Source organism: Embleya scabrispora, assembly GCF_002024165.1.
Classification (GTDB): Bacteria; Actinomycetota; Actinomycetes; order Streptomycetales; family Streptomycetaceae; genus Embleya; species Embleya scabrispora_A.
In genome coordinates this window covers 2815262-2839176 of sequence record NZ_MWQN01000001.1, presented here as the reverse complement: position 1 = coordinate 2839176, position 23915 = coordinate 2815262, and the positions used below count along the sequence as shown (strand labels likewise).

Annotated in this window: 4 protein-coding genes; 3 read left to right on the top strand and 1 reads right to left on the bottom strand. The window is 73.1% G+C overall.

What is annotated here, in order from left to right; translation table 11 throughout:
- Positions 1–38: 38 nt before the first annotated feature.
- Positions 39–7256: an amino acid adenylation domain-containing protein gene (locus tag B4N89_RS12410; RefSeq protein ID WP_078979305.1), complete on the bottom strand. Its 7218-nt coding sequence runs from the start codon at positions 7254–7256 to the stop codon at positions 39–41.
- Between the two features lie 221 nt (positions 7257–7477).
- On the opposite strand from B4N89_RS12410, the gene sbnA reads away from it, so the two are divergent.
- The 3 genes from sbnA (at position 7478) to B4N89_RS12395 (ending at position 23893) form a co-directional block, all read left to right on the top strand.
- Entirely contained in the window at positions 7478–8515 is a 1038-nt protein-coding gene (gene sbnA, locus B4N89_RS12405) for a 2,3-diaminopropionate biosynthesis protein SbnA (protein ID WP_078975917.1), read from the top strand.
- Between the two features lie 73 nt (positions 8516–8588).
- Positions 8589–16571: a non-ribosomal peptide synthetase gene (locus B4N89_RS12400; protein ID WP_078979304.1), complete on the top strand. Its 7983-nt coding sequence runs from the start codon at positions 8589–8591 to the stop codon at positions 16569–16571.
- The gene (locus tag B4N89_RS12395; RefSeq protein ID WP_078975916.1) at positions 16568–23893 is read left to right on the top strand and encodes an amino acid adenylation domain-containing protein; all 7326 of its coding nucleotides are present in this window, start codon (positions 16568–16570) and stop codon (positions 23891–23893) included. The genes B4N89_RS12400 and B4N89_RS12395 overlap by 4 nt, the downstream gene beginning before the upstream one ends.
- The last annotated feature ends 22 nt before the right edge of the window (positions 23894–23915 follow it).

Below are 23915 nucleotides of genomic sequence, written 5' to 3'. Positions count from 1 at the left end.
ACCGGCAGCTCCCCGCGGAGGAGCTGCCGCTCGTGCGTTCAGGCCCGGTTCAGGGCCGCGTCGGTGGCCGCGCCGATCTGCCGGGCGGCTTCGGGGGAGAGCATCCGCTCGTGGTCGCACGGCACGTCGTGCACCGTGAGTGGTCCGTCCAGGTGCGGGTGCCAGCGATCCACGAGTTCGGCGACCGGGGTTTCCCGCTGCTCGCCGGCGGCGACGAACAGGGTCAGCGATCCGGTGAAGCGGCCCGGCGTGAACACCCTCGCCATGTCGATGTGCCGGCGCATGATCGCGGTCAGCCGGCGCAGCTCCTCCTCCGGAATCGCGGCTCCCGCGGCGTGGTGTTCGAGGAAGGCGGCGCGGACCTCTTCGTCGGAGGGGTTCGGGTCGTGCGGGGCCACGGGGTAGATGTCCAACGCCGCGAGGAACGCGACGTGTTCCCCCGCGGCCTGGAGCTGGACGGCCATCTCGTGCGCGACCAGACCGCCGAAGGACCAGCCCAGGAGATGGTAGGGACCCCGCGGCTGCACCTGCCGGACGCGTGCCACATACGTGGCCGCGAGCGCCGGCACGTCCCGGGGTTGCTCCCCATCGTCCCCGTGCGCCGCGATGCCGTCGGACTGCAGCGCGTACACGGGCCGGGCCGCGTCGATGTGCGGGGCCAGCTCCGCGTACGGCAGCCCGAAGCCGACCCCGCCGTGCACGCAGAAGAGGGGCTCCGCGGTGCCGGCCGGCCGGATGGGCAGGACCGGCGCGGTCATGGCGGACGGGAGTGCGGCGGGGGCCCGCGGGGTGGTGGGCCGGGCCGCCGCGGCGAGGGCCGCCACCGTCTTGTGGGTGAAGACATCGGCCAGCGAGAGCGTGAGCCCGGCCTTCGCGGCGCGGCTGACCACCTGCACCGAGCGCAGGCTGTCGCCGCCCAGAGCGAAGAAGTCCCCGTCGACGTCCACCTGTTCGAGGCCGAGGATCTCGCCGAAGACCCCGGCGACGACCTTCTCGGCGGCCGTGCCCGGGGCGCGCACCGGTACCGGGGCGGCGGTGCCCGTTCCCGCCGCCGCAAGCGCGCGGGTGTCGAGCTTGCCGTTCGCCGTCAACGGCAGCGCGGGCAACGTGACCAGGGACACGGGCACCATGTGCGCGGGCAGCGTCTCGGCGGCGAACGCGCGCAGCACCGGCACGTCGACGGCGGCGACGCCGGGCACGGGCACGACGTAGCCGATCAGTTGGGGTTCCCCGGTGGGCGTGGGGACGACGGCGACGGCGGCCTGGGTGATCACCGGGTGGCGCACGAGGGTGGCCTCGATCTCCCCCAACTCGATGCGGAAGCCGCGCAGTTTGACCTGGTGGTCGGAGCGGCCGACGTAGTCCAGGGCGCCGTCGGGTCGCCACCGCACGAGGTCGCCGGTGCGGTACATGCGGGTGCCGGCCGGCCCGAACGGGTCCGCGACGAAACGCTCGGCGGTGGTGACGGCGCGGCCCAGGTACCCGTGGGCGAGGCCGGATCCGGCGATGTAGAGCTCGCCGGTGACTCCGATGGGCGACAGGGACAGGCCGGCGTCGAGGACGTACACCCGGAAGTTGTCCAGGGGCCGTCCGATCGGCGGCCTGCCCTCCGGAGTCAGCGGGTCGCTCCAGGTGGCGCAGACCGAAGCCTCGGTCGGGCCGTAGGCGTTGCGCAGGGCGACGTGCCGGCAGAAACGATTGCTTACGGCGGGCGGGCAGGCCTCGCCGCCGACCAGCAGACACATGCCCTCGGGAAGCACCGCGGCATCCGGGATGCCGGCGACGACGGTGGGTGGCAGGATCGCGTGGTTGACGTCGTGCTCGGCGATCAGCTCGGCCAGCAGTTCGCCGGACAGCCGGCTGTCGTCGGTGGCGAAGACGAGGGTGCCGCCCGAGAACAGCGAGGCGCACAGCTCCCACACGGTGGCGTCGAAGCTGAACGAGGCGAACTGCAGGACCCGCGTGTCGGGCCCCGCGCCCAGGCCCGTACGCAGGTTGGCGGCCAGGTTGGCGGCCCCCGCGTGCGGTACGGCCACCCCCTTGGGGCGACCGGTCGAGCCCGAGGTGTAGATGACGTACGCGGTGTCCCGCGGGGTCAGCGCCCGGGTGCGGTCGGCGTCGGTGGGGACGGTGCCGGGGCGGTCGGCGGACTCGGCCAGGACGGCGGGGGCATCCAGGACGAGGGGGACGGCACCGCCGGGCAATTCCGGGAGCCGGTCGGCGATCGCCGCGTCGGTCAACACCGCGGCCGGCGCCGCGTCCCGGAGCATGTACGCGATGCGCTCGGCGGGATACGCGGGGTCGACGGGCAGATAGGCCGCGCCGGTCTTGAGGACGGCGAGCAGCGCGACGACCATCCGCGCGGACCGGGGCAGGGCCAGCGCGACCACGTCCCCGGGGCCGATCCCGCGCGCCAGGAGCAGGTGGGCGAGACGGTTCGCCGTGGTGTCGAGTTCCGCGTAGGTGAGCCGTACGGAGCCGGAGCCGGCGGGTACGCCGTCGGGGGTGACCAGCGCCGGATGATCCGGGGCCTGGGCCGCGTACGCCTCGAACAGGGCCGGGAGCGTGACCGGGGGCCGCGGGACGAGGCGTCCGCTCCGGTCCGACAAGAGCGTGCGGCGCTCGTCGGCGGTGAGCAGGTCCAGGGCGCTGAGGGGGGAGTGGGGAGCGCGTGCCGCGGAGCCGAGGAGGGTGGCGAGGGCCCGCGCGAGGCGATCGGCCGTCGCCTCCGTGAACAGGTCCTCGCGGTAGTGCAGGCGGAGGTCGAGGCCGTCCGGCGTGCCGTCCGCGGTCGTTTGCTCCGTCACGTGGAAGGAGAGGTCGAATTTCGCCGTCACCGTGCCGATCGGCTCGACCGCGGCCGAAATCCCCGACAGTCCGGGCAGCGGGTCCGTGTTGTTCTCGAATGCGAGCATCACCTGGAAGAGCGGCTGCCGGGCCATCGAGCGCACCGGGTTGAGCTCCTCGACGAGATGCTCGAAGGGCAACTCGGCGTGCGCGTACGCGGTCAGATCGGTCTCCCGTACGCGCGAGAGCAGAGCGCCGAAGGTGGGGTCGCCCCCGGTGTCGGTGCGCAGCACGAGCGTATTGACGAAGAAGCCGACGAGATCGCGGACCGCGTCGTCGCTGCGCCCCGCGACCGCGCTGCCCAGGGGGATGTCGGTGCCCGCGCCCAATCGGGTGAGCAGGGCGGCGAGTCCGGCCTGGACCGCCATGAAGAGGCTGGCGCCGTTGCGGCGCGCCAGGTCCGCGAGCCGCGCGTGCACGTCGGCGGGCACCGCGCACGCGACCTCCGAGCCGCGGGAACCGGCCCGCGCCGGGCGCGGGAAGTCGGTGGGCAGGTCCAGCTCCTCGGGGATGCCCGCCAACGTCTCGCGCCAGTGCGCCAGTTCGGTGGCGACCAGGCTGTCCGCGTCGGCCTTGGAACCGAGCAGCTCCCGCTGCCACAGGGCGTAGTCGGCGTACTGCGCGGGCAGCGGCTCCCACCGCGGGGCGCCGCCCGCGAGCCGCGCCGCGTAGGCGTCGGCGAGATCGCGGGTGAGCGGGCCGAGCGACCAGCCGTCGGCCGCGATGTGATGCACCGTCAGCGCGAGCACGTGGCAGTCGGGCCCGATCGTGAACAGCCGGACCCGCAGGGGAACCTGCGCGGACAGCTCGAAGGGGTGGGCGGCCTCGGCGGCGAGCGCGGCGGCGAGCGCGGCTTCCGTGGCCGCGGTCGGACCGGCCGGTTTCGAGTCCGGCAGATCGACGTGGACCAGGCGCGCACCCGCGCGGTCCGCCTCGTCGGCGGACAGGATCAACTGCGAGGGCAGCCCGTCGGCCTCCGCGAACACGGTGCGCAGGCTCTCGTGTCGGGCCACCACGTCACGTACGGCAGCCGTCATCGCGTCGGCGTCGAGCGGGCCGGTGAGGCGCACGGCCAGCGGGATGTTGTAGGTGCCCGACGGGCCGTCCATCTTGTCCAGAAACCACAGGCGCTCCTGCGCGTACGACAGGAGCACCGACGAGGGGCGGCCCGGTACGACGCGCAACACGGGGCGTCGGGTACGGGACACCGTCGCGGAGCGCACGTCGCCGGCGGCCGGTCCGGCGTCGACACCGGCGAGTGCCGGGGACAGCGTGCGGGCCAGCGCCTCGGCCGTGCGGGCGTCGAACAGGGACCGCACCGGGACGTCCACGCCCAGGGCCGCGCGCAGCCGGTTGGTGACCGTGGTCGCGGACAGCGAGTGGCCGCCCAGGGCGAAGAAGTCGTCGTCGGCGCCGACGCGTTCGAGCCCGAGCGCCGCCGCGAAGACCGCGCACAGCAGTTCCTCGTGTTCGCCCACGGGCGCCCGTCCGGTACCCGCCCGCTCGTCGGCCGGCGCGGGCAGCGCCTTGCGGTCGGTCTTGCCGTTCGGGGTCAGCGGCAGCGCGTCCAGGGGAACGTACACGGCGGGGACCATGTGCGTGGGCAGCACCGAAGCGACCCGCTCCCGCAGCCGGTCGATGTCGGTCCCCGCCGGTACGACATAGGCGACCAGGCGGGTGTGTCCCGCCCGGTCGGCGGCGGCCGTCACGGCGGCCTGCCGGACACCGGGTTGCGCGGCGAGCACGGACTCGATCTCGCCGAGCTCGACGCGGTGGCCGCGGATCTTGACCTGGTGGTCGCTGCGCCCCGAGTACTCCAGGGCGCCGCCGGTGCCGTCCCAGCGGACCACGTCCCCGGTGCGGTACATGCGCGCGCCGCGCGGCGCGAACGGGTCGGCGACGAAGCGCTCCGCGGTCAGGCCCGGCCGGTTGAGGTAGCCGCGGGCGAGCCCGGATCCGGCGATGTACAGCTCGCCGAAGGTGCCGTCGGGCACCGGGCGCAGGGCGCCGTCGAGGACGTACACGCGCGTGTTGGCCAGGGGGCCGCCGATGGGGGGCGGGCCGGGACGCGTCGAGGTGTCCGCCGTGAGGGGCGCGGCCGTCGACCAGATCGTCGTCTCGGTCGGGCCGTACACGTTGGTCACGGACGCGCAGTGCGCGGTGAGCGTGCGCGCCAACGGCTCGGGCAGCGCCTCGCCGCCCACCAGGGCCCGCAGACCCGCGAGCCGGGGGGCGTGGTCGGCGGCGAGGGACTCCCACAGGCTGGGGGTGGCCTGCATCAGGGTGGCGCCGAGGTCGGTGACGGCGGCGGCGAGGGCGGCCGGGTCGCGTACGGTCTCGCGGGCGGCGACGAGCAGTTCGGCGCCGGCCGCGAGCGGTACGAACAGCTCCAGGTTCGCGATGTCGAAGCCGAACGTGGTGACCGCGAGGAACCGGTCCCGGGCGGTCACCGCGAAGCGCCCGACCATGTCGTGGACCAGGTTGGTCAGCGCGCCGTGCGGCACGACGACGCCCTTGGGGCGGCCGGTCGAGCCCGAGGTGTAGATCACGTACGCCGGGTGGTCGGCGTGCGGGGCCGGCAGGGGCCCCTCCCCGGGAACGACGGGCGCGGTGGGCACCGACCCCGGCTCGTCGAGAGCCCACCACCGCCCCGTGCTCGTCTCGCCGTCGCCCATGAGCAGTGCGCGCACCCGTCGGTCGGTGAGGGTCACCACGGGGGCGGCGTCCGCCAGCATGTAGCGCAGCCGGTCGGCGGGGTAGTCGGGGTCGAGCGGCAGATAGGCCGCACCGGACTTGAGCACGGCCAGGGCGGCGACGACAAGGGCGCAGGACCGGTCGAGCGCGATGGCCACCGTGCGCTCCGGGCCCGCGCCGGCCGCGCGCAGCGCACGGGCCAACTCGTCGGCTCTGGCGATGAGTTCGGAGTAGTCGAGCCGCTCGTCACCGCAGCTGACGGCGGGCGCGTGCGGGGTGTGCTCGGCCCGGGCGTCCAGGAGCGGCGCCAGCCAGTGGCCGGGGAGCGGTACCCCGGTGTCGTTGCGCCCGTCGACGATGTGCGCCCGCTCCGCCCGGTCCAGGATGTCGAGTCGGCCGCACGGCACGTCGGGCCGGGCGACGGCGGACTCCAGGAGCCGCGCGAAGCGCCGACCGACCCGGTGGGCCTCGGCGCGCGTGACCGCCCCGGGCCGATGATTGACCGCGAGGCCGAGCGGGGTGCCGGGAAAGACCGTGAGGGTGATCGGGTAGTGGGTGGCGGAGCGGATGTCGACACCGCTCACCAGGGAGCCGGCGGCCGCGGTGTGCGGCATCGGCCCCATCGGATAGTTCTGGAACATCAGCGCCGTGTCGAAGAGTTCACCGCGTACGGAGGTGAGCTGCTGCACCTCGGCCAACGTCAGGTGCTCGTGCGGCAGCAGCTCGGCCTGGGCCCGCTGCACCGCGGCGAAGAGCTCGGCCGGAGTACGGGCCGGGTCGACGTCGACGCGGACCGGCAGCGTATTGGCGAACAGGCCCACCATGTGCTCGACATCGGGGATCTGGGCCGGCCTGCCCGACGTCACGGCGCCGAACAGCACCGTGTCCTGGCCGGTCGACCTGGACAGGAGCAGCGCCCAGCAGCCCTGCACCACCGCGTTGACGGTCAGGCCGCGCGAGCGGGCGAACCGGACGAGGTCGGCGGAGACTTCGGGGGAGAGGTCGAGCGGAACCGACTCGGGCAGCGCGCCCCGGCCCTCGGTGTGGGCGTGGCCCACCGGGACCAGCCGCGTCGGCTCGGTGACACCGGCCAGCGCCCGCGCCCAGGCCTGCCGGGCGGCGGCCTTGTCCTGCGCGCCGAGCCAGGCCAGGTAGGCGTGGTAGGAGGCCGAGGCCGGCGAGGAGTGAGCGGATCCCGACTTCGACTCCTCGACCAGCGCGCTCAGTTCGCCGATCAGCGAGACCATGGACCAGCCGTCCACCAGGATGTGGTGCACCGTCCACACCAGGCGGCAGCGCCCGTCGTCCGCCCGGATCAGGGTGAACCGGTGCAGCGGCGGCCGGGCCAGATCGAAGCGGCGCAGCCGGTCCTGTTCGGCCACCCGGTCGAACTCGGCCTCCACCGACGCGTCCCGTCCGCTCCCGGCGCCGACCACCTCCACCTCGTGCCACGGCAGCACCACCGACTTGGGGATCATCTGGATCGCCTCGCCGTTCTTGCGGTGGCGGAAGCATGCCCTCAAATTCGAGTGGCGCTCCAGCAGCGCGGTCGCCGCGGCGCGCAGCGCCGTGGCGTCGGTCGTCTCCCGGAAATCGAGCACCAGCTGGATGGTGTAGACATCCGTTCCCTCGCGGTCGTACTCCGAAAGAAAGAGCAGTCCCTGTTGCAGCGGCGAGAGCGAGAGGACTTCGCTGATCGCGGACGGCCGATTCAAACCGGACTCCTCGCGGAAGGGCTGGACGGGCGGAATGACAAACATAGGCCGATCGCACTGACACTCAAGTGACCGATAACTGACGGGCCGCTGACGCATCTTCCGAGGTGGGCGGGGCGCTCGTGACGCCGCCCTCGTCAGCAGTCCGTCAGCACCTCGTCAGCGCGCGGCGAGAGGCTGGCCGTCCAGGCTAATGGGTTGCCGAGGGCCAGGAGTCGCCAGTGCCGGTTATTTCCGCGTCACATGAATTCGAGGTCAGCGACCTCTTCGTGAATTTACAGCCGCTCTTCGGGCGCCGTCTCTTTCTGAAGGTCGAGGGATTCAACTTCGCCGGATCGATCAAGCTGAAGGCGGCCCGTGAGATGGTCGCGCAGGCGGAGGCCGCGGGTGTCCTCGGCCCCGGCTCGACCCTGGTGGAGTCCTCGTCCGGGAACATGGGCGTCGCCCTGAGCGTGCTCGCCGCGAACAGGGGCTTCCGGTTCCTGTGCGTGACCGACTCGCGGTGCAACGAAGTGACCCGGCGCACCATGGAGTCCTACGGCGCCGAGGTCCACGTCGTCACCGAGCCGCACGAGACCGAGGGCTTCCTCGGCGCGCGGATCCGGTACGTCCAGGCGCTGCTCGCCGCCGACGACAAGAAGGTCTGGCTCAACCAGTACCTGAGCCCGGGCAACTGGATGGCCCACTACCGGACCACCGCGCCGGCCATCGCCCGCCAGTTCCCCGACCTGAACGTGCTGTTCATCGGCGCCGGCACCACCGGCACCCTGATGGGCTGCGCCCGCTACTTCCGGGAGCGGCGCCCGTCGGTGCGCGTGGTCGCCGTCGACAGCGTCGGCTCCGTCACCTTCGGGCGCCCCGCGGCCACCCGGCACATCCCGGGCCTGGGCACCAGCGTGCGCCCGCCGCTCCTGGACGAGTCCCTGGTGGACGCCGCGATCCACGTCGAGGAGGCGGACACCGTCCGCACCTGCCGCGAGTTGACGCGCCACGGGTTCCTGTTCGGCGGCTCCACCGGAACCGCCGTGAGCGGAGCGCTCCACTGGCTCGACGAGCACTACGGCAACGGCACCGCCGGCGTGCCCGACCAGGTGACCGCCGTGACCATTTCGCCGGACCTGGGCGAGCGCTATATGGAGACCGTTTACCGCGACGACTGGGTGCGCGATTCGATCGGCCCGGTGGGTCTCACGGCCGGCGTCGAATACGCGGACATCGGGTCCGGATTCCCCGCCGGACTCGAAACGATTTCCGGCTGACCGCGGACCGGGCGGGACCGAAGGATCGAGAGTCGATTCGGGGCTGAGGCTGAGGATGACGGAGAGCAAAGCGATGGCAAAAAACCGGGGCACTGTCCTTCCGCTCACCGCGGCGCAGGCCGAGATCTGGTTCGACGAGCGGTTCGCCACCGGGCCACTGGCCTACAACATGGCGGACTACATCGAACTGCGTGGGCCACTCGACGTCGAGTTGCTCGTACAGGCGATGCATCGCCTCGCCGACGAGGCCGAGGGAGTGCGCGCGCAGTTCCTCGAAGAGGACGGCGTGCCAGGGCAGATCATTCGTCCACTCGCTCAACTCCCGCTCAAGATCCTCGATTTCAGCGAAAAGGCCGAACCGCTCGCCGCCGCCGAGCGGTGGATGCGCGCCGACCACGCCGAACCACTGAAGGTCACCGACTTCCCGCTGTACCGCGGCGCGCTGATCAAGCTGGGGCCCGAACACCACCTGCTCTACCTGTGCATGCACCACATCCTCATCGACGGCTACAGCCGCGTGCTCCTCTACCCGAGGCTCGCCGAGCTCTACACCCGGCTCGCCGCCGGCACGGCCGATTCGACGGCGGACCCCGGCGCCATCCCGGCGTTCCACCGCCTCCTGGACGCCGAGCGCGAGTACCGCGACTCGACGCTGGTCGAGCGCGACCGTACCTACTGGACGCAGCGCCTGACCTCCGGCGCGCACGGGCCGGCGCCCGAACTCGTCTCCCTGTCCGAACAGGAGCCCGCCCCCGGACGCGGTGCGCTGCGCCACACCTCCCGGCTCTCCCGCGAGGCCACCGACGCGCTGCGCGCCCTCGCCCAGGACGGCAAGGTCACCATGCCCGTCCTGATGGTCGCCGCGATGGCCGCCTACACCCAGCGGGTCACCGGTGTCGCCGGGCCGCTGCTCACCCTGCCGGTGACCGGTCGTGTCGGTGCCATCAGCCGGCAGATCCCCGGCATGCTCGCCAACTACCTGCCGCTGGCCGTGCGGGTGAGCCCGGAGATGACCCGCACCCAACTGCTGCGCCGGGCCTGGGTGGAGGTGGCGAGCGCGCTCAAACACCAGCGCTACCGCGGCGACCGCATCCGCCGCGACATCGGCCTGCGCACCGACGACCAGCGCGCCTTCGGGCCGTTCATCAACGTGCTCAACCAGGACCCGGAGCTCGCCTTCTCCGACGACTGCCGCGGCTTGGTGGTCAACCTGTCCACCGGCATCGTCAAGGACCTCATCATGACGGTCCTGAACACGGCCGACGGCACGATGGAGCTCCACCTCGACGGCAACCCCGAGCTGTACGACTCCGCGGAACTCGCCACCCACCTCGCCCGTTTCGAGGCCTTCCTGGCCGCGCTCGCCGCCATGCCCGCCGACCAACCGCTCGGCCGGGTCGGCCTGGGCGCGACCGGTGAGCCGCTCGGTCTGCTCGGCGAGTGGGACCCCACCGCCGAGGGGGAGGCGGACGAAGGGCTCGTCGAACGCATACGTGCCGTGGCGTCGGACACGCCGGATGCCGTGGCCGTGTCCGACGGCGCCGAGAGCGTCACCTATCGCGAGCTGGTTACGCGCGTCGCAGGCGTCTCCGTCCGGCTTGCCGAGGCCGGGGTGTCGGCGGGTTCGGTGGTGGCGATGTTCGCCGATCCCGGGGTGCCGTTCGTGGTGGGGGTGTTGGGTGTGCTGGGGGCGGGTGGCGCGTATCTGCCGCTCGATCCGGCCGCGCCGACCGCCCGCAACGGCGCGCTGCTGCGGGACAGCGGCACCGGCCATCTGCTCGTGGGCGCGGGATACGAGGCATCCGCGGCCGAACTGGCCGGCTCGGTGACCACCGCCCCGGTCACGGTCGTGGGTTTGGCGGACGTGCCGACCTCCGGCGAACTGCCGGCCTGCGTCGGCGGCGGGTCGGATCTGGCGTACGTGATGTTCACGTCGGGCTCCACCGGTCGTCCCAAGGGCGCCATGGTGCAGCGTTCCGGGATGCTCAACCACCTGTGGGCCAAGGTCGCCGATCTCGATCTCGCGGCCGGTGAGACGGTCGTGCAGAACGCGCCGCTGACGTTCGACGTGTCGGTGTGGCAGATGTTCGCCCCGCTGGTGGTCGGCGGTCGCGTCCGGGTGTGCGGCACCGACATGGCGGCCGACCCGACCGCGCTGTTCGCCATGGTTCGCGACGAACGCGTCGCGGTCCTGGAGGTCGTTCCCTCGCTGTTGCGCGCGGCCCTGGATGCCTGGGACATCGAGGGCCTCGCCCCCGAACTTCCCGATCTGCGGTGGCTGATGACGACGGGTGAGGCGTTGCCGGTCGATCTGTGCCGGCGCTGGCACGCCCGGCATCCGAAGATCCCGCTGATGAACGCGTACGGGCCCACGGAGTGCTCGGACGACGTGACGCATGCCGTGATCACCGCCTCCGACACGCTGGACCTCCGGGTGCCGATCGGTACGGCCGTGCGCAACACCCGCCTGTATGTGCTGGGTGACGAGCTCCGGCCGGTTCCGGTCGGTGTGCCGGGCGAGTTGTATGTGGGTGGCGCCGGTGTGGGGCGCGGTTACCTGCACGATCCCGCCCGTACCGCCGCCACGTTCGTCGTCGATCCCTTCGTGGGCGGCGGTGCCCGGATGTACCGCACCGGCGACCGGGTCGTGCAACGCGCGGACGGGCAGCTGGAGTTCATCGAGCGCCGCGATCACCAGATCAAGATCCGCGGCCGGCGTGTGGAGACGGGTGAGATCGAGGCCGCCATTCGCTCCCTGGACACGGTCGCCGATGCCGCCGTCGCGGTGCTGCCCGACGCGTCCGGGAACCCCCGCCTGGTCGGCTACCTCACCGGGCCCGGCGTGGACGCCGGCCGGATCCGCGCCGAACTGGCCCAGCTCCTGCCCGCGTACATGATTCCCGCGTCCTGGGTGGTGCTGGACGCGATGCCGCTGACCTCGAACGGCAAGCTCGACCGCAAGGCGCTGCCCGCGCCCGCGGTGGCGGATCGGGACGCCGTGCGCGGCCCGCGCACCGAGAACGAGCGGCTGTTGTGCGGCATCCTCGCCGAGGTCCTGGGCCTGACCGACGTCGGCATCGACGACGACTTCTTCACCCTGGGCGGCGACAGCATCCGCTCGATCCAACTCGTCAGCCGCGCCCGCAAAGCCGGCCTCGCCCTCACCACCCGCGACATCTTCACCCACAAGACGGCCGCCGCCCTCGCCCAGGCGGCGGGCAGGATCGACACCGAGGCCGCGAGCGGCGCCGGCGCGGGTGCGGACGACGAGGGCAGCGGGCCGTACGAACTCACGCCGATCATGGCCCAGTTGCACGACGACAGCGGCAGTCTCACCGGGCCGGTCGTCAAGTACAGCCAGCACGTCGTGGTGCGCGTACCCGCCGCGCTCGACGTCGACCGGCTCGACGCGGCCCTGCACGCCTTGGTCGACCACCACGACGCGCTGCGCACCCGGGCCACCGAACCGGCCCCGGGGCTGTGGCAGACGGAGGTCCTGGAGCCGGGCGCGCTCTCCGACGAGCGCCTGGTCCGCGCCGTTGCGGGCCTCGGCAGCGGCGCGGACGCCGAGGACGTCCTCGGGTACACCGAGCGGCAGGCGGCCGCGGCCCGCGCCCGGCTCGACCCCGCCGGCGCCGTCATGCTTCAGGCGGTGCTGGTCGGCGCGGGATCCGACGCCGACACCGCCTGGCTGGTGCTCTGCGCCCACCACCTCGTCATCGACGGCGTGTCGTGGCGCATCCTGCTACCCGACCTGGCCGCCGCCTACGAGGCACTCGCCGCCGGCCGCGCGCCGGCCCTCGACCCCGTCGGCACCTCGTACCGCAGCTGGTCGAAACGGCTCGCCGAGCAGGCCCGCACCCAGGTGCGCGGCCCCGAACTCGCCCTGTGGCAGCACATCCTGGCCGGACCCGACCCGCTGGTCGGCACCCACCGGCTCGATCCCGCCACGGACGTGTACGGCACCCGGCGCACCCTCCGCCTCGAACTGGGGCCCGAGGTCACCGGGCCGCTGCTCACGGACGTGCCCGCGGCCTTCCACGCGGAGGTCAACGACGTCCTGCTCACCGGCCTCGCGCTCGCCGTCGCCGACTGGCGCCGGCGGCACGGCCACGCCCAGTACGCGCAGACCCTCATCGAGCTGGAGGGCCACGGCCGCGAGCAACTCGGCGACGACCTCGACCTGTCGCGCACCGTCGGCTGGTTCACCAGCGCCTTCCCGGTGCGCCTCGACCCCGGCGCGCTCGACTGGGACGAGGTGTGGGTGGGCGGCCCCGCCCTGTCCACGGCCCTGAAGCGGATCAAGGAACAGCTGCGCGCGTTGCCCGACCGCGGCGTCGGCTACGGCCTGCTGCGCTACCTCAACCCGCACGCCGCCCGCGCCCTCGCCGGCCGAAACCGGCCGCAGATCGGCTTCAACTACATGGGCCGCTTCGACACCCGGGACACCCGGCTGTGGGAGCCCATCGCCGGCAACGGCGTCGTCGGCACCGGTGCGCACCCGGGCATGCCGCTGCCGCACCTGCTCGACGTCACCCCGGCGACCGAGGACCGCCACGACGGACCGCACCTGATCGCCAACTGGGCCTGGGCGGGCCGGACCGTGGCCGAGGAGGACGCCCAGGACATCGCGCAGACCTGGTTCCGCGCCCTGGAACTGCTCGCCCGGCACGCCGGCGCGCCGGGCGCGGGCGGCCTCACCCCGTCCGATCTGCCGCTGGTGCGGCCGGCGCAGGACGAGATCGAGGAGTACGAGGCCGATTTCGCGCGCACCGGAACCGTCCTCGTGGACGTCCTGCCGCTCACCCCGCTGCAGCAGGGCATGCTCTTCCACGCCGACTACGACACCGCCGGCGCGACGGAGGCCGAGGGCGACGCGGACGCCGTGGACGTCTACACCCTGCAGATCGTCGCGGACATCGAGGGCTACCTCGACCCCGCCGTGCTGCGTGCCGCCGGCCAGGCGCTGCTCGATCGGCATCCGAACCTACGCGCCTCGTTCCGGGCCCGCGCCGGCGGCGCACCCGTACAGCTCATCCCGCGGCACGCCGAACTGCCCTGGCGGGACATCGACCTGACGGATCTTCCGGAGTTCGCGAGGGCCGCCGAACTGGACCGGATCGCCGACGCCGAGCGCGCCCGTCGCTTCGACCTCGCGGCCCCGCCGCTGCTGCGCTTCACGCTGGTCACCCACGGCGAGGACCGGCACCGCTTCATCTGGACCAGCCACCACATCCTGGTCGACGGCTGGTCGATGCCGCTGCTGGTACGGGAGCTGTTCACGCTGTGCGCGACCGGCGCGGACGTCGCGCTGTCGACCGACCCGGCCCCGTACCGCTCCTACCTCGCCTGGTTGACCGCGCAGGACCGGGAGGCGGCCAAGGCGGCCTGGCACGCGGTGCTGGCCGACGTGGCCGAACCCACGCTGCTCGTTCCGGGTGATCGCGACCACGCCCCGATGCTGCCCGACTCGGTACGGGCCGAGGTGCCCCGTGAGCTGACGGCCGCCCTGTCCGGGTGGGCGCGCGCACAGGGGCTGACCCTCAACATCGTGGTGCAGGGCTGCTGGGCGCTGTTGCTCGGCCGGCTCACCGGCCGCCGGGACGTCGTCTTCGGCGCCGTCACCTCCGGCCGACCCGCCGAGGTCCCGGACGTCGAGTCGATGATCGGCATGTTCCTCACCACCGTGCCGGTGCGCGCCCGGCTGCACCCCGGCGCCACCCTCACCGAACTGCTGCACGCTCTCCAGGATCAGCAGACCGCGCTGCTCCCGCACGAACACCTGGGCCTTGCCGAAATCCACAAGGCCGCCGGGCTCTCCGGCGAGGTCTTCGACACCGTGGTGCTCTTCGAGAACTTCCCACTGGACGAGAACGGCCTCGACACCGGCGCCGACGATTTGCGTGTGGTGCGCGCCGAGGCCAGGGACGCCCGCCACCATCCGCTGAGCATGGTGGTCTTCCCCGGCGACGCCCTGAGCCTGCGTCTGGACTACGCGCCCGACCGATTCACCCGGGCCGACGTCGAGCGGACCGCGGTGATCTTCCAGCACCTGCTGCGCACGGTCGCGGAGCGGCCCGAACTGCCGCTCGCCCACGTCGATGTGACCGCCCCGGCGACCGCGGCCGGGCCCGGAACCCCCGGTGAGCTGGGTGGGCTGCTCGGCGAATGGGACCCGTCGATCACCGAGGAGAGTCTCGGCGTCGTCGAGCGGGTACGGGCGGTGGCCGCCCGCATCCCCGACGAGACCGCCGTGTCGGACGGCACCACATCGCTCACCTACGGGGAACTGGTCGCCGCGGCCGGTGGGATGTCCGTCCGGCTTGTGGAGGCCGGGGTGTCGGCGGGTTCGGTGGTGGCGATGTTCGCCGATCCCGGGGTGCCGTTCGTGGTGGGGGTGTTGGGTGTGCTGGGGGCGGGTGGCGCGTATCTGCCGCTCGATCCGGATGCGCCCGCCGCCCGCAACGCCTCCCTGCTCGGAGACAGCGGCGCCGGCCATCTGCTGGTGGGCGCGGGATACGAGACGCCGGGGGCCGAGTTGGCCGGCTCGACAACCACCGTCACGGTCGTCGACCTGGAGAACGCGCCGATCCCGGACGAGCTTCCGCCGTGTGTCGGTGCCGGGTCGGATCTGGCGTATGTGATGTTCACGTCGGGCTCCACCGGTCGTCCCAAGGGGGCGATGGTGCAGCGGTCGGGCATGCTCAATCATCTCTGGGCCAAGGTTGCCGATCTCGATCTCGCGGCCGGTGAGACGGTCGTGCAGAACGCGCCGCTGACGTTCGACGTGTCGGTGTGGCAGATGCTGGCCCCGCTGGTGGTCGGCGGTCGGGTCCGGGTGTGCGGCACCGACATGGCGGCCGACCCCACCGCGCTGTTCGCCCTGGCCCGAGACGAACGGGTCGCCGTGCTGGAGGTCGTTCCCTCCCTGCTGCGGGCGGCCCTGGACGCGTGGGATGTCGAGGGTGCAGCTCCGGAACTACCGGATCTGCGGTGGCTGATGACGACGGGTGAGGCGTTGCCGGTCGATCTGTGCCGGCGCTGGCACGCCCGGCATCCGAAGATCCCGCTGATGAACGCGTACGGGCCCACGGAGTGCTCGGACGACGTGACGCATGCCGTGATCACCGCCTCCGACACCCTCGGGTCGCGGGTGCCGATCGGTACGGCCGTGCGCAACACCCGCCTGTATGTGCTGGGTGACGAGCTCCGGCCGGTTCCGGTCGGTGTGCCGGGCGAGCTTTACGTGGGTGGCGCCGGTGTGGGGCGTGGTTACCTGCACGATCCCGCGCGTACCGCCGCCACGTTCGTCGTCGATCCCTTCGTGGGCGGCGGTGCCCGGATGTACCGCACCGGCGACCGGGTCGTGCAACGCGCGGACGGGCAACTGGAGTTCATCGAGCGCCGCGATCACCAGATCAAGATCCGCGGCCGGCGCGTGGAGACGGGTGAGATCGAGGCCGCCATTCGCTCCCTGGAGACGGTGACCGATGCCGCCGTCGCGGTGCTGCCCGACGCCTCGGGCAATCCCCGACTGGTGGGTTATCTCACCGGGCCCGGGATGGACGTGGAGAGGGTGCGCGGGGAACTCGCGCAGGTGTTGCCCGCGTACATGATTCCCGCGTCCTGGGTGGTGCTGGACGCGATGCCGCTGACCTCGAACGGCAAGCTCGACCGCAAGGCGCTGCCCGCGCCCGCGGTGGCGGATCGGGACGCCGTGCGCGGCCCGCGCACCGAGAACGAGCGGCTGTTGTGCGGCATCCTCGCCGAGGTCCTGGGGCTGACCGATGTCGGCATCGACGACGACTTCTTCACCCTGGGCGGCGACAGCATCCGCTCGATCCAACTCGTCAGCCGCGCCCGCAAAGCCGGCCTCGCCCTCACCACCCGCGACATCTTCACCCACAAGACGGCCGCCGCCCTGGCACGGATCGCCGTCGAACAGGAACAGGACGGTCCCGAACGCGCCGCCGTGGAGCCCGAGGGCAGCCTGATCTCCCTCTCCGACGAGGAACTGGCCGATCTCGAATTCGAGTTGAATGAGGAATTGTCGTGACGACCGCTCCCGGAGCCGGGTCGAAGATCAGCGAAGTACTGCCGCTCTCACCGCTGCAGCAGGGGCTGCTGTTCCTGTCCTCGTACGACCCGGCGGCACCCGACCTCTACACGCTCCAGTTCGTCGCGGACATCGACGACTCGGACGCGGACGACGGGCCCCGGCTCGCCGCCCGGCTGCGCGCGGCCTCGGCGACGCTGCTGAGTCGACACTCGAACCTCAGAGCCTGCTTCCGCAATCGCAAAAGCGGTGAACCCGTCCAGGTCGTGCTCAAGGAGAGCGAGGTCGAGCCGGACTGGCACTTCCGGGACCTGACGGAGCTGCCCGAGGCCGCGCGGGAGGCCGAGGCGCGGCGGCTCGCACACGAGGACCGGCTGCGCCGGTTCGACCTGGCGCGTCCGCCGCTGATGCGGTTCACCCTGATCCGGCTCGGCGAGCGGCGCCACCGGCTGTTGTGGTCGGTGCACCACATCCTCATGGACGGCTGGTCCTTCCCGCTCGCCGTCCACGAGCTGTTGCTCCTCGGCGCGCGGGGCGACCGGGCGGCGCTGTCCGAGCCCGCGCCGTACCGTTCCTTTCTGACCTGGCTGAACGACCGCGATCGGGACGCGGCGCGGGCGGCCTGGACAGGGCTGCTCGACGGGCTGGAAGGACCCGTTCGGGTGCTCCCGGACGCGGGCCGGGCACTCGAACCGCCGTCGTTCGTCGACCACGTCCTGTCACCGGAGTGCACGGCGGCGCTCGTCGGGTGGGCACGCGGGCAGGGCCTGACCCTCAACAGCGTGGTGCAGGGCTGCTGGGCGCTGCTGGTCGGCCGGCTCACCGGCCGCCAGGACGTCGTCTTCGGTGTGGTGACCTCCGGCCGGCCCGCCGAGGTCCCGGAGGTCGAGTCGATGATCGGGCTCTTCGCCAACACCCTGCCGGTGCGGGCCGACCTGCGGCCGGATCTGCGGGCGAGCGAGCTGTTCCGGGCGCTGTCCCGGCAGCAGATCGAGATGATGCCGCACGAGCACCTGCCGCTCGCCGAGGCGCAGGCCGCCTCGGGCATCCAGGGCGAACTCTTCGACACCGTGCTCGCCTTCCAGAACTATCCGCTGGACGGGGAGACCCTGCGCCGCGAGTTCGGCGGTGCGGTGAGCACGGCCGAGATGCACTCGGCCACGCACTACCCGCTGAGCCTGACGGTGTTCCCCGGTGAGCGCCTCGACCTCCGACTCGCCTACAAGGCCTCGACCCTGGGCGACGGCGAGGCGGCTGCCCGGGCCGCCGCACAACGTGTCCTCGACCGGTTCGTACGCATCCTGGAGGAGGTCGCGGACGATCCGCAGACGCTTCTCGCCCGCCTCGGTGCGCCGGGCCCCGCCGAGCGGGCGCGCATTCTCACCGAGTGGAGCGGCGCGTCGGCCGCTCCTCGCGAGCCCGCGCGCCGCACCACCATTCCCGCGCTCTTCGCCGCGCAGGCCGCACGCACCCCCGACGCCGTCGCGGTCACCGTGCCCGGGACCCAGGGGTCCGACGGCTCCCTCACCTACCGGGAGCTGGATGCCCGGGCGAATCGGCTCGCCCACCTGATCGCCGCGCGGGGCGCGGGGCCCGAGACGTTCGTGGCCCTCGCGCTCCCGCGCGGCGCGGAACTGATCGTCGCGGTCCTGGCCGTCCTCAAGGCCGGCGCGGCCTACCTGCCCCTCGAACCGGGCCACCCGGCGGACCGGATCGGCTATGTGCTGCGCGACGCGCGCCCCGCGCTCCTGCTGACCGGCGCCGACGCGGGGCTGCCCGAGCTGCCCGACGCACCGGCCGTGGAGTGCGTCGATCTCGGGGCCGCGGAGACCTCGGCCGCGCTCGCCGCCTGCCCGGACACCGACCCGGGCGTCGGCACGGATCCGGACCACCCCGCGTACGTCATCTACACCTCCGGTTCCACCGGCCGTCCCAAGGGCGTGGTGGTACCGCACCACAACGTGGTGCGGCTGCTGGACGCCACCGACGAGCGGTTCGGTTTCGGGCCCGACGACGTATGGACGCTCTTCCACTCCATCGCATTCGACTTCACGGTGTGGGAGCTGTGGGGCGCGCTGTTGCGCGGCGGGCGCCTGGTCGTCGTGCCGTACGACGTGTCCCGTTCCCCCGGCGCGTTCTTGGACCTGCTCGCCGGGGAGGGGGTGACCGTCCTCAACCAGACGCCGTCCGCGTTCTATCAACTGATCCGCGCCGACTCCGAGCGCCCGCGCGAACTCGCGCTGCGTCGCGTGGTGTTCGGCGGCGAGGCGCTCGACGTCGGCAAGCTTGCCGACTGGTACACCCGACACGTGTCCGACCGGCCGCTCCTGGTCAACATGTACGGGATCACCGAGACGACGGTGCACGTCAGCTACCAGGAGTTGGATGCCGCGACGGCGGTCGGCGGCGGCGGCAGCGTGATCGGGCGCGGCATCGCCGACCTGCGGGTGTACGTGCTCGACGGCGCCCTCCAGCCCGTACCGGCGGGCGTGCCCGGCGAGCTGTACGTCGCCGGTCCCGGCCTCGCGCGCGGATATCTGGGGCGCCCCGACCTGACGGCGGCGCGCTTCGTGGCCTGCCCGTTCGAGCCCGCGGGCGCCCGCATGTACCGAAGCGGCGACCTGGGCCGGTGGCGAACCGACGGCACCCTCGAATACCTGGGGCGCGCCGACGAGCAGGTGCAACTGCGCGGATTCCGGATCGAGCCGGGCGAGATCGCCACCGTGCTCTGCCGGCACCCGCGCGTCGCCGAGGCGGCCGTGGTCGCCCGCGAGGACCGGCCGGGCGACCAGCGCCTGGTCGCGTACGTGGTGCTGCGCGACGACGCGAGCGCCCCGGAGACAACGGCCGAACCGGGCGCGGAACTGCGCGCGTTCGTCGGTGACCGGCTGCCCGACTACATGGTCCCGGCGGCCGTGGTGCGGCTGCCCGCGCTGCCGCTGACCGCCAACGGCAAGCTGGACCGCCGTGCGCTGCCCGCACCCGAGTACGCCACGTCGGCGAGCGCCCCGCGCACCCGCGAGGAGGAACTGCTCTGCGGCGTCTTCGCCGAGGTGCTCGGGCTCGAACGCGTCGGTGTGGACGACGACTTCTTCGCGCTCGGCGGCCACTCGCTGCTGGCGACCCGCATCGTCAACCGGGTCCGCGCCGAACTCGGCGCCGAGTTGCGGATACGGGACCTGTTCGAGGCCTCGACGCCGGCGCGCCTGGCGCAGCGGGTGCCCGGTGCGGAGCGTGGCAGGGCCCCGCTCGTCGCGGGCCCGCGCCCGGCGTCCCTGCCCCTGTCGTACGCGCAGCAGCGGCTGTGGTTCATCGAACGCCTCGGCGCGCCCGACGGGCTCTACAACATCCCGCTGGCGGTCCGGCTCTCGGGACCCCTGGACGTCCCGGCGCTCCAGGGGGCGCTGCGGGACGTCGTCGCGCGCCACGAGGCGCTGCGCACCGTCTTCCCGCCGCTCGCCGTGGCGGCGGACGACGGTGCGGGTCCGGCCGAGCAGCGGGTGCTCGCGCCGGCCGACGCCCTCCTCCCGATGCCGGTGAGCGAGACGACCGAGGATCGCCTGCCCGCCGCGCTCGCCGCCGAGGCGGCACGCGGCTTCGACCTGGAGACCCGGATCCCGGTGCGGGCGAACCTGTTCGCGCTCGGTCCCGCAGAGCACGTACTGCTGCTGGCCGTGCACCACATCGCGGCCGACTGGTGGTCCCTCGCCCCGCTCACCCGCGACCTGACCGAGTGCTACCAGGCCCGGCGGACCGGCCGGGCGCCCGAACTCCCGCCGCTGCCGGTGCAGTACGCGGACTACGCCCTGTGGCAGCGGGAAGTGCTCGGCGACGCGGACGACCCGCGCAGCGAGCTGGCCCGCCAACTCGCGTACTGGACCGAGGCGTTGGCCGGCCTGCCGGAGGGACCGGCGCTGCCCTTCGACTTCGCGCGCGGCGCCCGGGCCGGCTTCCGCGGCGGCCGCGTCCGCACCTCGGTGCCGCAGGCGCTCGCCGGCGACCTGTACCGGCTCGCGGCCGAGTGGGGCGTCAGCGTGTTCATGGTGCTGCACGCCGGACTCGCGGCGCTGCTCACCCGGCTGGGCGCGGGCACCGACATCGCGCTCGGCAGCCCCGTGGCGGGCCGCACCGACGAGCGCCTCGACGACATTGTCGGCATGTTCGTGAACACGCTGGTGCTGCGCACCGACACCTCGGGCGACCCGAGCCTGCGGGAGTTGGTCGAGCGGGTCAAGGAGTGCGACCTGGCCGCCTTTCGGCATCAGGACGTGCCCTTCGAGAAGCTGGTGGAGGTACTCAACCCCGAGCGGTCGATGTCGCGGCACCCGCTGGTCCAGGTGATGCTCGGCTTCCAGCAGGCGGCACCGGGCCCGGACGCGAAGACCCCCGCGGACACCGACACGGGGGTCTCGGTGACGCGGGAGCCCGTGCCGGGGGAGACCGCCAAGTGGGACCTGCTCTTCCAGGTGACCGAGGAGGCGGGGATCCCGACCGGGCCGGAGTTGTCGCTGGCCGTCGAGTACGCCGCCGACCTCTTCGAGCCCGCGACGGCCCGCCGCATCACCGACGCCTACCTGCGGCTGCTGGCCGCCGCGCTCGCCGAGCCCGGTCGGCGGTTGTCCCGCCTGGACCTCGTCGACCCCGAGGAGCACGCCGATCTGCTCGCCCTCGGCACCCATCGCCTCGGTACCCCGAACACCACGATCACCGAACTGGTGGCGGCCCGGGTCGCGGCCGCGCCGGACGCCGTGGCCCTGATCCACGCCGAGCCGGGTTCTCCGGAGCGGTTGGTCCGGGTCACGTACGCCGAACTGGACGCGGCCGCGAACCGTCTGGCCCACCTGCTGACCGCCCGCGGCACCCGCCGAGGCGACGTGGTGGCGCTTCTCCTGGAGCGCGGACCGGCCACCGTGATCACGGTGCTGGCGATCGCCAGGGCGGGCGCCGCCTATCTGCCCCTCGACCCGTCGTACCCCGCAGAGCGGGTCCACGACATGCTGACGGACAGTGGTGCCCGCCTGCTGCTGACCCAGGAGTCCCTGGTGGGCCCGGCCGCCCCCGCCGCCGAGCGCGCCGGGGTCGAGACCGTGGTCCTGGACGCCCCCGACACCCTGGCCGCGTCGGCCGCGCTGCCCGCCGCCCCGGGGCCCGCCGCGGTCGTCGAACCCGACGACCTGCTCTACGTCATCTACACCTCCGGCTCCACCGGAAAGCCCAAGGGCGTCGCCGTCTCGCACCGGGCCGCGGTGCGTCTGGTCCGGGGACTACCGGAGTTGGTGCCGAGCCCGGACGACACCTTCCTGTGCTTCGCGGCGGTCGCCTTCGACGCGTCCACCTTCGAGATGTGGACGCCGCTCACCCACGGCGCGCGGCTGGCGATCTGCCCGCCGGGGCCCGCCGACCCCGAGACGTTGGAGGCGTTCGTCGGCCGGGCGGGGGTGACGGTCGCCTTCCTCAGCACCCAGTTCCTCAACACCCTCGCCGACACCCGACCCCGCGCCATGGCCGCGGTGCGGGCGCTGTTCACCGGCGGCGAGGCGCTGTCCGCGGACCACATCGAGCGACTGCGGGCCGCACTGCCGGACACCGTCGTCTTCAACGCGTACGGCCCGACCGAGGCCACCACCTTCGCCACCTCCCAGAACACCGCCCTGGTCGGCGGCGGGGCCACCGTCCCCATCGGGCTGCCGATCGGGGACACCTGCGCCTACGTCCTGGACGAGGCCCTGGGACTGGTGCCGCGGGGCGTGGTCGGCGAGCTCTACCTGGCGGGCGAGGGCCTCGCCCGCGGGTACCTCCACCGGCCCGGTCAGACCGCCGAACGCTTCGTGGCCTGCCCGTTCGGGGAGCCGGGCGAGCGGATGTACCGGACGGGCGACCTGGTGCGCTGGGACCGGCACGACCGGATCGACTACGTCGGCCGCGTCGACCAGCAGGTGAAGATCCGCGGCTTCCGCGTCGAACTCGGCGAGATCGAACGGATTTTGACGGCACATCAGGCGATTGCGCGGGCCGTCGTACTGGCCCCCGCCGAGCGCGCGGGCCAGCGCCGCCTGGTCGCCTACGTGGTGCCCGCCCCCGGCTGCCCGGACCCGGAACCGGAGGAGCTGCGACGGCACTTGGCGCGCTTCCTGCCCGGCTACATGGTGCCGGACGCCATCGTCCCGCTGTCCGCGCTGCCGCTGAACGCCAACGGGAAGCTCGACGTCAAGGCCCTGCCCGCCCCCGACCACTCCCGGGCCGGTGCCGACCGTGCCCGGCAGCGGCCCCGCACCGAGCGGGAAAGGTTGTTGTGCGCGGCGATCGAGGAGGTGCTCGGGGTCGACGACGTCGGCCCGGACGACGGGTTCTTCGCACTGGGCGGGGACAGCCTGAAGGTGATCAGGCTGGTCAACGGCGCCGCCCGCCTCGGGCTGCGGATCAGCCTCGGCGCGGTCTTCGAGCACCGCACCGTCGAGGCCCTCGCCGCGAGCGCGGTCGCCGAGGGCGAGGCCGGCGACCCGCTGGGGCCCGTGCTGCCGATCCGTCCGACCGGCGCCCGGCCGCCGCTGTTCTGCGTACACGGCGGCCTGGGCTTCGCCATCCCGTTCACCGCGCTCGCCGAGCACCTGGACCCGGAGCAGCCCGTCTACGGCCTCCAGGCGCGCGGCATCGCCGAGCCGGGCCCGCTGCCCGAGCACATCGGGGAGGTCGCCGATGACTACCTGGCCCGGATCAGGGCCATCCAGCCGGCCGGCCCGTATCACCTGCTCGGCTGGTCCTACGGCGGTGTCGTCGCCCACGAGATGGCCGTGCGACTGCGGGCGGCCGGCGAGGAGGTCGCGTACCTGGCGAACCTGGACGCCTACCCCGACGACGCGCACGGCGCCGCGCCGAGCGACGAGGAGTTCCTCGCCGATTTCCTGACGGAGGCCGGTGTCGACCCGGCGGGGTTCGGCCGGCTCACCCCGCAGGGCGTCGCCGCCCGCCTGGCGCGTTCCGGCGGCCCGCTCGCCGCGTTCGAACAGGACACCCTGGAGCGCCTGTTGAGCGTCATGCGCAACAACCTGGAGCTGTTCCGGCGCTTCACCCCCGGCCGCTTCGACGGTTGTCCCATGACGCTCTTCGTGGCGACCGAGGGCAGCGACGAGGGTACGCAGGACGAGCGCGCCCTCAAGCTCAAGAGCTGGGAGCCGCACGTCGGGCGGGCCATCTCCGCGCACGACGTGGACTGCACCCACCAGCAGATGATGCAACCCGCCCCGGCGGCGGCCATCGGCCGAGCCGTCGAGCACGCGCTCTCCGCCCTGGCGGCGGCACGAACCGCGGCCGCGCCCGCCTGACCCTCCGGCCCCCGACACCCGA